14 protein-coding genes and 1 tRNA gene are annotated in these 14,434 nt (G+C 57.8%); 13 read left to right on the forward strand and 2 right to left on the reverse strand.

What is annotated here, in order from left to right; translation table 11 throughout:
* Positions 1-351, forward strand: a 351-nt coding sequence (locus RCJ00_RS00005) for an EF-Tu C-terminal domain-related protein (protein ID WP_524524935.1), incomplete at its 5' end; no start/stop codon positions are given.
* A gap of 87 nt (positions 352-438) precedes the next feature.
* On the opposite strand, the gene RCJ00_RS00010 is transcribed toward RCJ00_RS00005, so the two are convergent.
* Positions 439-1,281 (reverse strand): hypothetical protein, encoded by an 843-nt coding sequence (locus tag RCJ00_RS00010; protein WP_316219546.1) that lies wholly within the window; start codon positions 1,279-1,281, stop codon positions 439-441.
* Positions 1,282-1,437: 156 nt separating this feature from the next.
* On the opposite strand from RCJ00_RS00010, the gene RCJ00_RS00015 reads away from it, so the two are divergent.
* The 12 genes from RCJ00_RS00015 to rplA all read left to right on the forward strand — a co-directional run bounded on the left by RCJ00_RS00015 (position 1,438) and on the right by rplA (position 13,480).
* Positions 1,438-1,788 carry a YbaN family protein gene (locus RCJ00_RS00015; RefSeq protein ID WP_316219547.1) on the forward strand — a complete coding sequence of 117 codons (351 nt, stop codon included), beginning with the start codon at positions 1,438-1,440 and terminating at the stop codon, positions 1,786-1,788.
* A gap of 7 nt (positions 1,789-1,795) precedes the next feature.
* On the forward strand, positions 1,796-2,026 hold the full coding sequence (locus RCJ00_RS00020; protein ID WP_316219548.1) for a putative signal transducing protein: 231 nt from the start codon (positions 1,796-1,798) through the stop codon (positions 2,024-2,026).
* A 166-nt stretch (positions 2,027-2,192) separates the two neighbouring features.
* Positions 2,193-4,418, forward strand: a complete 2,226-nt coding sequence (locus RCJ00_RS00025) for a S9 family peptidase (protein WP_411267522.1) — start codon at positions 2,193-2,195, stop codon at positions 4,416-4,418.
* 135 nt (positions 4,419-4,553) lie between these two features.
* Complete coding sequence (locus RCJ00_RS00030; RefSeq protein ID WP_316219550.1) at positions 4,554-5,390, forward strand: GIN domain-containing protein; 837 nt, start codon at positions 4,554-4,556, stop codon at positions 5,388-5,390.
* 121 nt (positions 5,391-5,511) lie between these two features.
* Entirely contained in the window at positions 5,512-7,509 is a 1,998-nt protein-coding gene (locus RCJ00_RS00035; protein ID WP_316219551.1) for a DUF3857 domain-containing protein, read from the forward strand.
* Between the two features lie 61 nt (positions 7,510-7,570).
* Positions 7,571-8,773: an endo-1,4-beta-xylanase gene (locus RCJ00_RS00040; protein WP_316219552.1), complete on the forward strand. Its 1,203-nt coding sequence runs from the start codon at positions 7,571-7,573 to the stop codon at positions 8,771-8,773.
* A 108-nt stretch (positions 8,774-8,881) separates the two neighbouring features.
* Positions 8,882-8,957, forward strand: a tRNA-Trp gene (locus RCJ00_RS00045).
* Positions 8,958-9,119: 162 nt separating this feature from the next.
* Entirely contained in the window at positions 9,120-9,452 is a 333-nt protein-coding gene (gene secE / locus RCJ00_RS00050; protein ID WP_316219553.1) for a preprotein translocase subunit SecE, read from the forward strand.
* Between the two features lie 6 nt (positions 9,453-9,458).
* Positions 9,459-10,034 (forward strand): transcription termination/antitermination protein NusG, encoded by a 576-nt coding sequence (gene nusG / locus RCJ00_RS00055; RefSeq protein WP_316219554.1) that lies wholly within the window; start codon positions 9,459-9,461, stop codon positions 10,032-10,034.
* Between the two features lie 198 nt (positions 10,035-10,232).
* Positions 10,233-12,191, forward strand: coding sequence for a TonB-dependent receptor (locus tag RCJ00_RS00060; RefSeq protein ID WP_316219555.1), 1,959 nt, complete (start codon positions 10,233-10,235; stop codon positions 12,189-12,191).
* A 172-nt stretch (positions 12,192-12,363) separates the two neighbouring features.
* Positions 12,364-12,792 carry a 50S ribosomal protein L11 gene (rplK, locus tag RCJ00_RS00065; protein ID WP_023458426.1) on the forward strand — a complete coding sequence of 143 codons (429 nt, stop codon included), beginning with the start codon at positions 12,364-12,366 and terminating at the stop codon, positions 12,790-12,792.
* Between the two features lies 1 nt (position 12,793).
* Complete coding sequence (gene rplA, locus RCJ00_RS00070) at positions 12,794-13,480, forward strand: 50S ribosomal protein L1 (protein ID WP_316219556.1); 687 nt, start codon at positions 12,794-12,796, stop codon at positions 13,478-13,480.
* Positions 13,481-13,572: 92 nt separating this feature from the next.
* Here the strand turns inward: rplA and RCJ00_RS00075 are convergent, their stop codons facing one another.
* Entirely contained in the window at positions 13,573-14,184 is a 612-nt protein-coding gene (locus RCJ00_RS00075; protein ID WP_316219557.1) for a MiaE family protein, read from the reverse strand.
* Positions 14,185-14,434 lie beyond the last annotated feature (250 nt).

Raw genomic sequence — 14,434 nt, forward strand, 5'->3', positions numbered from 1 at the left:
TTGCGCGGCACCAAGCGTGAAGACGTTGAGCGCGGCCAAGTTCTGTGCAAGCCGGGTTCGATCACGCCGCACACGAAGTTCGTTGCCGAAGCCTACATCCTCACCAAGGAAGAAGGCGGCCGTCACACTCCGTTCTTTACTAACTATCGTCCTCAGTTCTACTTCCGCACGACCGATGTCACAGGCATCGTGAAGCTGAAGGAAGGCGTTGAAATGATCATGCCTGGCGACAACGCTGAGCTGGACGTTGAGCTGATCACCCCGATCGCCATGGAAGAGAAGCTGCGCTTCGCTATCCGTGAAGGCGGCCGCACCGTCGGCGCCGGCGTCGTGTCCAAGATCGTCGAATAATCAAGACTTCGTTCCTGAGCTATTCGATATAGTCGCTTAAAACCCCGTCGGTGCAAACCGGCGGGGTTTTTCGTTACGGAGAGGGGGTTAAGAAAACTCAGGCTTTACATCCGCTTCCCATATCTGTCCGCCTGAACGGCCAATTTCGCCGTTTTCATTTATGGCCTCCAGCGGGCATTCCGGCAGATAGATTTGTACAGGTACATATCGTACCTTGAGAGGACCATCCTCAACCTCTACCGCCGGGAAGGTGAGGCCAAAGTTCAGCAAATCCGGCTCCAGCCGCAAATGGAGGGCTTCATCCAGATGCCCATCCATAGAATCAAAATATCCGCGCATCCGCCAGCTTACGACATCGGACACATGCGGTGAAATCTGGCGGGCGGTTTCCGCAGCCACGAACGGCGGCAGGAGGCGGGTGATCGGATCATTTCCCCATTGCTGGAGCGCCACCGTCGCGTCCACAACGATATAGGGCGGAACCACCAACCAGGCATGGCCGAGCACGGCATCCTGAAAATCCTGGAAATCATGCTTGTAAAAGCCGCAGCACAGGCCTTCGCTTGGCGCATCGAATGTGGTGCTGCCCAGGACGCTGAAGCTCCAGATGCCGAGGCGGTCGAGCATGCGCGACATCATGGTTGAGGCTTCCACGCAGCCGCCATGCCAGTTATCGGCGTGGAAGGCAGCGATTATCCGTTCGCACAGACGGGGCACGATATCGCGGACATGCGCGTCATAGGCTGCGCTGCGCGGCCGTATCTGCACCCAGTGAGCGTACAACGCGCGCAGATCCTCGGCCGGCATAGTTGACGACTGGTCGTAGAAGGCGAAGCGTGAGGTATCGATACCCGCTGCGCGCAAATCCGCATCAAGCCTGTGGAATTCGACACCGGAAGCGGTAGGCGGTGTCGATGGCCTGACAGACATGTCGTTTTCCTCTTGGTACAGACTGATACTGGGTACAGATCGATACTGTGGTGCGCCGCAAGGGTGATGTCCAGTGCAATCAGAAATCGATGCGTTTCATGACGGCGACAAAATGTCGGACTAGGCGGACCGGCCTTTTGCCGGTATGGTCTGCATATGAGAATTCTTTTCATGTTTGGCGGGCTGGTCTTCGTCGGACTGGGTATTCTCGGCGCGTTTTTGCCGGTGATGCCCAGTACGGTGTTCTTTATCATCGCCGCTGTCTTCTTTGCCCGCTCCAATCCGGAATGGGAGGCAAAGATCATGAATCATCCCAAAATCGGTCCGCCGATCCGCGCGTTTCGCGAACGCGGCGCCATCGGTCAGTCGGCTAAGATCGCGGCTGTTTCAGCCATGGCGGTCAGCTCGGTTGTTTCGGCTATATTGCTGCATGGCTACTGGCGGTTCGCCCCCGCCGCCGTCTGTGCGGTGTGCGCCCTGTTTATCCTGACCCGCCCCAGCGAATAGAAGCCCCATGAAAGACCTGATCCGAACCAATAATCCGGCCTTGATCTCCTTCGTGGAGTCATTGCTGAAAAGCGCGGACCTAGCTTACTTTATCGCCGATCAGGCGATAAGCGCCGCTGAAGGCTCAATAGGCATGTTCCCGAAACGCATTCTGGTCGCCGACGAACAGTTCGCGAAAGCGCGCGATCTATTGATCGACGCCGGTCTTGAAGACGAACTGCAGCCGCCCAAATCCTGACATTACGGATTTGTAATCTTGCCGATCTTTGTTTCCCGTGCAACCGCCTTGACGGCCTCGGCAGGCCGGGGCTAGCGTTCGCGCCTCTTTATATGGGGAATGTGACTTGATGAAATCCGCCCGTTTGCCGTTGATCCTTCTGGGGTCTTTCCTGATGACCACAACCATGATGACGGGAGCGGCCATGGCCCAGACCTCCACAGCACAATCCCCGACCGCCGTAACGCAGGCAACGCACAATATCCTGACGCCGGAACGTGTGTTCGCCGATCCCGACATAAACGGGCCCAAATCTGTCGGTGTCAAACTGTCGCCGGATGGCACGCTTCTGACCTGGCTCAAGCCAAAGGCCAGCAATGCCCAGGTCCAGGATCTGTGGGCCGTGCCGGTCAAGGGCGGCGAGCCGTTTTTGCTGGTTGATGCGGATAGCCTGTCGTCGCAAAACAAGGAATTGTCAGAGGCCGAGAAATCCCGCCGCGAACGTATGCGCGTTTCCGCCCGCGGTGTCGTCGCCTATGAGTGGTCTGAAAACAGCCAGTCGATCCTTTTGCCGCTCGACGGTGATATCTATCTGGTCGATCGCGCCACAAAGAAGATCAGCCGTCTGACGGAGACGCCGGGTGATGAGGTCGATGCCAAGCTGTCACCAAAGGGTGGCGCTGTGGCTTTTGTCCGCGACCAGACCCTGTATCTGAAGGACCTGAAAAGCGGTATCGAAACCCAGTTGACGCCGAAAGGCGAGGGAACGACCACCTATGCCACGGCGGAGTTTATCGCCGAGGAGGAACTGGCCCGCCACACCGGCTATTGGTGGTCCCCTCTGGCGACCCAGATCGTTTACCAGAAAACTGACGAAAGCGGCGTTGCCGTTGCGCAACGCGTGGAGATCGGTGGCGAGGGCGTCAAGATTGTTGATCAGCGCTATCCGTTCGCCGGCAAGCCCAACGCGATTGTCGAACTCTATGTGAAGACCATCGGCCAGGAAACGCCGGTGAAGGTCGATCTGGGGAGCAATCCAGACTTTTACCTAGCCCGCGTCAACTGGGCCAAGGACGGCAAAACCTTCTACGTCCAGCGCTTGAGCCGCGATCAGCACAGACTTGATCTGCTTCAGGTCGATCCGGCGACAGGCGCGACCAAGACCATTCTATCGGAAACATCCGACAGCTGGGTGGAGCTGCATGACGATTTCAAATTGCTGAGCGACGGAAGCTTCATCTGGTCGTCCGAACGCGATGGAAACAATCACTTTTACTACTATGGCCCCGACGGCAAGCTGGTCCGCCAGGTTACGCATGGCGACTGGCCGGTCGATAAGCTGGCGGACATAAACGAAAAGACCGGCGAGCTTTATTTCGAAGCCTCGAAGGATACACCCATAGAACATGGCCTTTACAAGGTCAGCTTCCGCAAGGCGGGAGAGCCGGTCGCCATCACCCCTCCGGGCGGTTGGTGGACGACGTCGGTGTCCGGCGGCGGCGCTGCCTTTATCGGCAGCTATTCCGATCCGACGACACCGCCGCAGTCTGCGCTCTATGACGGCTCGGGCAAACGCCTGCGCTGGATCGAGGAAAACAAGCTGGACGCGTCACATCCCTACTATGCGTACAAGGATACCTACAGCGCGCCGGAATTCGGCGAACTCACGGCGGCGGACGGGGAGAAGCTGGAATATTACCTGTTAAAGCCGCGCAATTTCGATCCGTCGAAAAAGTACCCGGTCATAGTCTCCATCTATGGCGGTCCGGCGAGCGCGACGGTTAAAAAGACGTGGGTGGCCGCCAGTAACCGCCTGTTCCAGGAAGCAGGCTTCATTGTCTTCTCGCTCGACAATCGCGGTACGCCCGGCCGGAGCGTGAAATTCGGCCGCGCCATCTACAAGAAGTTCGGCCAGCCCGACATCGACGACCAGATCATGGGCGCCAAATGGTTGCAAAGCCTGCCCTATGTCGATGGCGCGCACATCGGCATTATGGGCTGGAGCCAGGGCGGCTTTGTCACGCTGATGGCGATGACGGCCAAGGATACGCCGTTCGCCGCCGGTGCGGCGGGGGCGCCGCCGACGCAATGGGGCCTGTACGACACCGCCTACACGGAGCGTTACATGTCGACGCCGCAGGCCAATGCGGACGGTTATGCGGCTTCGGATGTGCTGAACCGCATCGATAATCTCAAACCCGGTGCGCTTCTGCTGATGCACGGCATGGCCGATGATAATGTGCAACTGGCCAATTCGACGCGCGTCATGGCGGCCTTGCAAAAGAAGGGCGTGCCGTTCGAATTGATGCTGTTCCCGGGTGAGCGTCACGGTCTCAAGGGGAACGAACGCAACCTGCAACGCTTCCGGCTGCAACTCGATTTTTTCACCCGCAAGCTCAAGCCCAAGGCTTAATATTGTGCGGCGGGATGTGTATTTCCCGCCGGTCACTTTGATTACAAACGCTTCATGACAGCTAATTAAGTTGTAACCGGCGTAACCTGTGTCCAAAATGTGTCCAACAGATCATTTCCTACAGGATCAAATACAATGAAGACCTTTGCCCTGATCGCCTCCGCCTCGGCATTTACCGCTATCGCCCTTACGGCATCCGCCGTTTCGGCGCATACGGAAGTGCAACTTGAAAACATCGCCGCGCGGGTTGTTGTCACGCCGGAAAATCGCGCCGATGTCGAACTCAAGGTCGTTTACGGCAAGGTGCAGGTGCCTCAGATCATGGTTCGCACCAAGGGCGACACCTTAGTCGCCGACGGCAAGTTGAAGGGGCGCGGCCTGAATTGTAAGTCCGGCGGGGTTAACATCAACGGGCTGGGGCAGGTGGCCAGTGCCGATCTTCCGACGGTATATATAAAGGTCCCGATGGACGCCAAAATTGCGGCCGGCGGGGCGACCTACGGCACGGTCGGGGCCAGCAAGTCCCTGGAGTTCAGCGAAGGCGGTTGCGGTAGCTGGCAGTTGGCAAGCGTTTCCGGCAAGGCCGAAATTAATATCGGCGGCTCCGGTGATGTGTCGCTGGTCAACAGCGCCGACGCCGAGGTCAATATTGGCGGTTCCGGCAATTTCACCGCGCAATCCGTCAACGCTTTGGAGGTCAATATCGGCGGTAATGGCGATCTGCTCGTCAACAAGCTGAATGGGCCGCTGCAAGTGAACATTGGCGGTTCCGGCAATGTGAAGGTCGACAGCGGTGTAGCCTCGTCGATGGAAGTCAATATCGCCGGTTCAGGTGACGTCCGTTTCGGCGGAGAGGCCAAGAGCCTGGAAGTCAATATTGTTGGCTCCGGCGATGTGCGCGTCAAGTCGGTGACCGGTAATATTTCACGGTCGATCATGGGGTCGGGCAAGGTGATCGTCGGTCAGTGGTAAAGCGCAAGGGAATTCTCCCTGCAACTGTGGCGCTTTAGCCCTTTACACGGTTAATGCCTGTGTTAACGATTTGAGCCCGGTGGATCGCATCCGCCGGGCTTATGCTTCAGGGGTGGGGATCGTGTTCGAGGAAGAGGTCAGGCGGCGCATTCATTTTGCACCTGAACCCGATTGGGTAAAGGTGCAGGATTTCAAGCGCCCCGCGACGCTCGATCAATCCAAGTCGCCATACGGTTTTTACACTTGGCTGGTCGATGACCAGTCGAAACTGGATTTTCGTCCGCACCGCTACGATCGCACGATCGAGGAAGTGGTGAACCTGTCGGCCTTGAGCTATCTGGCCAATGTCACCCTTCCGTTCAATCCCTATTACGATGAACTGACCATCCATCACATCCGCATTCTGCGTGGGGACCAGGTCATCGATGTGGACGTTGAATCCCGCTACATCGTCATGCGGCGCGAACGCAGCTTCGAGCGCCTGGTGCTGGATGGACGGTGGACTCTGGCCGTCACCCTGCCGGACGTGCGGGTTGGCGACATCATCGATACGGCTATGACCCTGTCCGGCGATCCGGCCTGCTTCCAGGGCGAGTTCTCGGTTCCGGTCCTGCTCCAGAACCTTATTTACTGGGATCGACGCCATGCCCGTCTGCTGGTGCCGCCGGAACGCCAGATCTACATGAAGCCGTTCCCCCTCGGCTGGACCGAGCCGCGGATCTCGGTTCTGGCGGACGGATACAGCGAAATCCTGTTTGAGGCATCGCAGGTGCGCGAGTGCGATTATGAGTCAGATACGCCGGGCTGGGTCATGCCGGTGAGGGGCGCCTACGCGTCCAGCATCGATACCTGGAAACGCGTTGGGGACGTAATGCGCGCGGGGTTTGAGGGCGATACCGACTATCCGGACGGTTTGCTGGACATCATCCACCAGATAGAAATCGACCATGCGGCGACCTCGGATCGCATTGTCGCCGCCGTTCGTTGGGTGCAGGAAAATATTCGCTACTTCGCTTTTTCATTCGGCGAAGGCGGGTTCGTGCCGCGCACCCTTAAGGAGATTTTCGCCGACCGTATCGGCGACTGCAAGGACGTCTCGAAAATGATCGCGGCCATGCTGACGCGGATGGGTATCGAGGCCTGGCCGGCCCTGGTCGACACCAGCCGTGGTTTCGATCTCGCTAATACCCAGCCCCGCCTGGGTGCGTTCAACCACTGTATCTCCATGTGCTACCACGACGGCCGGATGTACTGGTTCGAAGGCACGTCGGATGTGGCGCAGGGCGGGGACCTCGACCACATGGCCCAGAACGATCTGGGCTACGCTCTGATCCTGAAACCCGGCGGCGATCTGATCCGCATGATGGATAAGGCGCCGGGCCTGGATTATGAAGTGCGCGAGGTCATTCATCTGCCGGTCAAGACGGGTGAAGAGACGGTCATAGAGATCGACTATGTCTATCGCGGTGCACGGGCTGACGGTGTGCGTCGGGAACTCCGGCACCAGAGCCTTAGCAGCTATGTCGAAGACCGTTGTGCCCTGTTCAGCTATATCTATGGCATGAACATGTGTGCCATTCCGCAAATGACCGACGATCGCAAGCGCAACGAGATCATCATCACCACGCTCGTCACGACCGACAATCCCTGGCACATGACCAGCCGAAACGGAGAAAAGGTTTTCTTCAGTCCGGAGTCCGGTTTCGACTATGTGCTGGAGGAACCGGAAGGGCGGCGTCGGTTTCCGTTCGACATTGGCGATGTCCGCGAAGGGCGCATCACCACCCTGATCAAGACGGCATTGCCACTTAGCTGGCCGACCCAGGCCAGAAGCTGGGATTTTGGCGGTTTGCGCCTAAGCTTCACCCCGCGCCAGACCGCGCAGGGCTATGAAGCGGTGCGCGACTATACGGTGTCGCGGCCGTGGCTGACGGCCGAAGAAAAGATGGCGCTTGACCGGGCATACAGCGATATTGGCACCTATGACCGGATGAGCATTTGTGCGCCTGGCCGGGCGCCGGTCAAATGGCTGCCGGGTTTGATGACACGCGCCGCTCTTTGGGGCGGCTTGCCGCTGCTTGGCCTAGCTATCTGGGGCGTGGTCCACCTGCTGACTTGACAGAAGCTATCTGCCGGATGTCAATGACGGGCATAATATAAAAAACGTCAGGGAAGACATCATGAAGGGATTGGCATCCTCCAGCCGGCGAACAGTGTTGTTCACGGTCGGTGCATCGGCGCTCGTCGCAGCCTGCGGCGGCGGTGGCAGCAGCAGTGGGGGAGGCGGCGGGACGTCCTCCGGTAGTTCCAGTTCTTCATCGTCTTCGGTGACCTTACCCGATCCGGCGACGGCGCCCGCGCTCAAAACCGTCTTTGCCAGCAAGTTCAAGATTGGTTTTGCCGTCGATCCGGCAATTACCGGCCAGTCGCCGACCAATGCCTTACTGCTCAAACATGCCAATACCCTGACCGCTGAAAGCGTCATGAAGGCCAATCCGATAGGCGTGTCGGCGGGCGTTTATGATTTCACCCAGGCCGATGCTTTGATCGCCTTTGCGCAGGCCAACGGAATTTCCGTGCGGGGACATGCTCTGGTCTGGCACCAGACCTCACCGTCATGGTTTTTCGACGGCGACCGGACCGATATGACCGCCTATAAGGCTCTGGTGCGCGGGCGGCTGGAAACATATGTGACGGATGTCGTCACCCACTTCAAGGGCAAGGTCTATTGCTGGGACGTCGTCAACGAAGTGACCAGCGATACCGCAGGGGCGACCTATCGTGACAGCGAATGGTATCGTATCTTCGGGTCTGACTTCATCGACTACGCCTTTCGCGCGGCGCGGGCGGCCGACCCTGGTGCGCAATTGTTCATCAATGAATATCTGACGGAGGAAGCCGGGAAGCGCGGCCGCCTGATGACGATCGTCCAGGGACTGCTTGACCGCGGCGTTCCGGTCGACGGGGTTGGGCATCAGCTGCATATCAGCATTTCCTACCCTGGCGCCGCGGAAGTCGAGGCGGCTCTTGCGGCGGTCGAAGCGAAGGGGCTCATCAACCATGTGACCGAAATGGATGTGTCGGTCTATGCTGATCCGGGAACCTGCGATGCAAGCGCCACCGGCTGTCTGCCCGCCGTGACGGTGGGATCGACGGGTTATAATGCCGCCCTTCGGTCACAGGCGCTCAAATATCGCGAACTGTTCGCCGTCTTCGCGGCGCACACCAGCGTCAAGTCCGTGACCCTCTGGGGTGTGGCAGACAATCATACCTGGCTCGATACTTTTCCCGTGACGCGGAAGAATTATCCCCTGCTGTTCGACACCGCCGGCAATCCGAAATCCGCCTTCTGGGCGGTGGTCGATCCGGCTTTCGTGCCTTAAGCTGTGAAAATTCCCACAATGGGTGTTGCGCGCCGCGCTTTCGGCTGATAAACCGCACGCCTCCCATGGATACGCCGAGACTCAGGTCTGGCTGTCCCTGAGAACTGCAGGGGTGTAGTTCAGCTGGTAGAGCGTCGGTCTCCAAAACCGGATGTCGTGGGTTCGAGTCCCTCCGCCCCTGCCATTTCTTTTCGGAACGCGTTTTGAAACGTGTCACGCTTGTCGTGCACTTTTTGGATAAAATGCGGTCCAAATTAAATGTAGGCTTGAAACCTGGGTTTCGAGCCTCATTTCTGTTGTTCGGAAGCCGCGACGTGCGCGGCGCAGACTGATAGGCGTTTTAACGGTGAAGAAACCTGAAACCCAAAAAGCGGGTACAAAGACGAAGACCGTGGAGCCGGGCCGCAAGGTGGCAATCGGTAAGGTCGATCCGGTAAAGGCGCCCGCAGGGGCCGCCGCTGTCGAAAAGACGCCGAAGAAGCCATTCAACCCGGTGAAGTTCTTCAAGGAAGTTCAGGTTGAGGCCAAGCGCATCACCTGGACGACGCGCAAGGAAGTCTGGATCACGACCGTGATGGTCCTGATCATGGTTGTCCTGGCTGGCGTCTTCTTCTTTGTCATTGACGGCGCGCTCGGTTTCCTGACCAATTACGTTACAAAGATCGGCATTCAAGGATAATCTGACATGGCAAATCCCGCACACTCCGAGGCGCCGGTCCTCTCCAACCCGAACCACAAGTGGTATATCGTCCACGCCTATTCCAACTTCGAAAAGAAGGTGGCCGAAGCCCTGCGCGAGCAGGCGAAAAGCCAGGGTCTGGAAGACAAATTCTCCGAAATCCTGGTGCCTACCGAGGAAGTCGTCGAGGTTCGTCGCGGCCGCAAGTTCAATTCAGAGCGCAAGTTCTTTCCGGGCTATGTCCTGGTGAAGATGGAGCTGTCTGACGAAGCCTATCACCTGGTCAAGAACACCCCGAAGGTCACCGGCTTCCTGGGTTCCGGCTCCAAGCCGATGCCTGTGTCGCAAAGGGAAGTCGATCGTATTGTTGGCAATTCAGCCGCTGCGGTTGAGCGTCCGATGCCCGTCCTGTCCTTCGATATCGGTGAGAAGGTCAAGATCACGTCCGGCCACTTCGCATCGTTCGACGGTGTTGTCGAAAGCGTCGATCAGGAACACGCCCGTCTGCGTGTGTCCGTGTCGATCTTCGGTCGCGCCACGCCGGTTGAGTTGGAATACGCCCAGGTCGAAAAGACCGCGTAGCCCGTTCGCATCGTAAATTTAAAAAACGCTCCGACATGTCGGGGCGTTTTTTTATGCTCTACGGCCTGAGGCACCACGTCTAGCGTAATTGCTTTAGGTCATGCTATCCCTTGCGTCGTGCTTGGCCGATGTTTTAACCATTTTGCGATGCGTAATGCCTGCCTGACGGCGGTGGGGCTGGCTCTTGCCGGCGGAGCAATGGCTCAAGATTCAACCGAGGTCGTTGTCGTCGGCAAGAAGCCGGACGCTATCGAAAAGATAGATCGCCTCAGCTACGACATTGAATCCGATCCGGACGCGCAGACGGGCGTCATCCTCGATATATTGCGCAAACTGCCGTCGGTCACCGTATCCTCCGACGGCAAGGTGCAACTGCGCGGCGCCAATGTGACCATATTGATTGATGGCAAGGTGCCCGCGGACGGAAATGCCGTGGTGAAGGTTCTGGCGTCCGCCGATGTCGAACGAATCGAAGTGATTACCAACCCGTCGGCGCAATTCGCACCGGACGGCACGGGAGGCATTATCAATATCGTCACCCGCAAGCGGCGCAAAGTCCATCTGTCCGGTGATCTAAACCTTCAGGCAAACACGCTTGGGCAAGCAGGGCTGTCTTTATCCACGACGATCAACAGCGGGCCGTGGTCGGCGGGTGGCCAGTTACGTCTCGATCACGGGCGCAATCGAACGCGTCTGTTTGAGCGTCAGGCAGCGCTGAACCCTGACGGTGGCTACGATGTCCTTGATCGTGAAGATCACTTGCATACGGCGTCGGACGAGGCGACGGGTGGTCTGTCACTTGAATATAGGCTGTCCCCGCGCAGCAGCCTCTCCTTCAAAGGTAATTACGGCAATTACGACGCGATGACCAAGGGATGGAGCCATTACAGCGGCATCGCCGACTATGACGAGACGTCCCTTGTGACGTCGGGGAGTCATAATGGGGATGTCCTGGCTCAATACGATTATCGCGGCGATGCGAATAACGAGACCCTTAGCCTGAGTTTCGATCATTCCGATTACGCCAATCTGACCCGTTCGACATATGATCGGGGCGATGGCGACCTCTATGGCACGATTTCGGACATCGGTGGCAATAGCGACCGGGTGCAGGGTGATTATGAGCGGCGCTTCGGCCGGCGTCTACTGACGGCGGGCCTGTCCATCGATCGGACCTTCAATCGCGATGTGTCGCGCCTTGATAGCCGCGGCACGGACCTGGACCTGGCCGTTTCCGACTACGATTACGCCTTTTCGGGCACGCGAACTATATCGGCCATATATGCGACGTGGCAGACCCCGTGGGGACGGTGGACTCTTCTGCCCGGTATGCGTCTGGAGGCAGCGCATCTGAATCTGGTGGGGGATGTCGGCGTTTCCGATCTTACCCTTTATCCGTCGCTTCATATCAGCCGCTATCTCAACGACACCGATCGCGTGAAGTTCAGTTTTTCGCGTCGGGTATCACGTCCGTCCATCGGTGAGTACAACCCCAATATCCAATATTGGGGCAATAATCTCGGAGTCACCGGTAATCTGGCGCTGAAGCCGCAATTCACCAATGCCTATGAGGCGGCCTACGACCGCAATATCGGCGATTTCGGAATGGGCGCCACCCTGTATTTCCGCGATACGCGCGGGAGCTTCTCTCCCTACAGCCTCGTCACCGCGGATGGCCTCCTTCTGAGCACATCCATCAATTCCGGACGCAGTCGTTCGGGCGGGACGGAACTGACTCTCCACGGTAAGGTGTCGAAGCGCGTCAAATACGCGATCAACGCCAACCTGTACTACACACAAGCACCGTATATAGACGGATACGTGCAGAAGATGCGCGGGCGATTTTCCGGGTCGGGCAACGGCCTTCTCGAATATAACGCGCCGAACGGCGACCAGTTTCAGATCAACCTGACGGGGTTTGGCCGCCGGTTGACCTATCAGGGCCAGACCAGCGGCGCCTGGCGCGCGGACATGACCTATCGCCGTCCGCTGACCGACAAGGTCGCCGTGGTGGTCAGCATGACCGACCTGTTCAACAGCTTTCATTTTCGCAGCGTCGTCGATACAGCGCTGTTGAAAACCGAATCCGAGGGCGAGGCAAATATGCGGGCGATCAAGATCGCTTTGTCCTATCGGTTCGGCGACGGTGGCCGTTGAGCCCTTTGGCCATTCATGCGTCCCGTTATGAGGCTTGCCACCCCTGAACAAATAGGTTATAGCGCGCGCTCTTCGTTTCACGACGGGGATAAATCCGTGGGAGGCCAAAGCCAAGCCAGGCCAACTATACCACGGCTCACAACGCGCCTTACGGCGCTTCAGGAGATTTCCAATGGCTAAGAAAATCCTGGGCTATATCAAGCTCCAGGTGAAGGCCGGCTCTGCCACGCCTTCGCCCCCCATCGGCCCTGCACTGGGTCAACGCGGCGTCAACATCATGGGTTTCTGTAAGGAATTCAACGCCCGTACCGAAAACGTCGAGAAGGGCACGCCGCTTCCGACCATCATCACTGTCTATCAAGACAAGTCCTTCACGTTCCAGACGAAGACGCCTCCGGCGACCTTCTTCATCAAGCAGGCGTTGAACCTGAAGTCCGGCTCGAAGCTGCCGGGCCGCGACGTTGCCGGCAAGATCACGCGCGCTCAACTGCGTGACATCGCCGAAAAGAAGATGAAGGATCTCAGCGCCCACGATCTCGATCAGGCGACCAAGATCATCGAAGGTTCTGCCCGTTCCATGGGCCTGCAGGTGGTGGACTAATATGACCCATATCGCAAAACGTATTAAGGCCTGGAATGCCGACAGCAGCAAGCTGTACGGCCTGACCGAAGCTCTGAACGTCGTCAAGGCAAACGCCAAGGCCAAGTTCGACGAAACGGTCGAAATCGCCATCAATCTGGGTGTTGACCCGCGTCACGCCGACCAACAGGTCCGCGGCGTTGTCAACCTGCCGTCCGGCACGGGTAAGGACGTTCGCGTCGCCGTGTTCGCCAAGGACAAGAAGGCCGAGGAAGCTCTGGCAGCTGGCGCTGAAGTCGTCGGTGCCGAAGACCTGGTCGAAAAGATCCAGGGTGGCTTCATGGACTTCGACCGCGTCATCGCGTCTCCAGACATGATGGCTCTGGTTGGTCGCCTCGGTAAGGTGCTGGGCCCGCGCGGCCTGATGCCGAACCCGAAGGTCGGCACTGTCACGCCGAACGTTGCCCAGGCCGTCAAGGACGCCAAGGGCGGCGCGGTTGAGTTCCGTGTCGAAAAGGCCGGTATCGTCCACGTCGGCGTCGGCAAGACCTCGTTCACTGTCGAAGCTTTGGAAATCAACGTCAAGGCTTTGGTTGACGCGCTGGTTAAGGCCCGTCCGTCGGGCGCCAAGGGCCTCTATGTCAAGAAGATCGCTTTGTCTTCGACCATGGGCCCGGGCGTAAAGGTTGACACGGCGTCGGCTCAGTAATCGTTCCGACTGTCGATTTTGCATCGCAAGTGAAAAGCCGCTCCTGTTAAGGGGCGGCTTTTTGCTTTGTAGCAGGATCAGGCTGGCCAGGATCAGGCCGGCGGGCCGCTATGGAAGCGGAAATCTGGATCGGGATCGGCGATCAAGGCTTGCTCGACCGGTCGGATGAGGGCGATACGCTCAGCGATGTCCTGAGCATCGCCGTAAAGACTGGCCAGTTTTATATAGCCCTGATAGTGACGGGCTTCGCTTTTCAGCAGGCCAAAATAGAACTTGCCCAAATCACCATCCAGGTGCGGCGCCACCGCGCCAAACCGTTCGCACGACCTGGCTTCTATGAAGGCGCTGATCAGAAGAATATCAATCATCATGCCGGGCTCCGTGCGCCGGCACAGGCGGCGCAATCCCATGGCGTAGCGCGATGGGGTGAGGGGGCGCAAAGCGATGACGCGTTTCTTGAGGATTTTCATCACCTGCTCATGGTGCGCCAGTTCCTCGCGCGCCAGACGCGCCATGGCCATGACCAGGGCTTCGCTTTCCTGATACTTGGCGATCAGGTTGATGGCGTTGCTGGCGGCCTTGTACTCGCAATTTTTGTGGTCAAGCAGAAGCAGGTCGAGATTTTGCAGAGCAGCGTCGATCCAGGCATCCGGTGTCCGGGACCCCAGAAACGCATGAATATCGGCCAAGACGTCGGTCGGCATGATGACTCCTTTTGGCGTGCGTCTTTGGCAAGGCTGCGCCCTGAAATCAAGGGTGAAGATATGGAAATCAAGGGTGAAGATATGGCCCTGAATTTACGACTGTCTTCAAATTGTAACAAAATAAACAATGGTTGCTGTATATATTTCAGAACTTAAGGAAGTGACACCTTAACATTACCTATAATTCATTCGACATAGGCAAGTTTTTGGTTAAAAGACACCTTGTCAAATACCACCTGTGATATGCGAC

It is taken from the genome of Asticcacaulis aquihabitans, assembly GCF_032490435.1.
GTDB lineage: Bacteria > Pseudomonadota > Alphaproteobacteria > Caulobacterales > Caulobacteraceae > Asticcacaulis.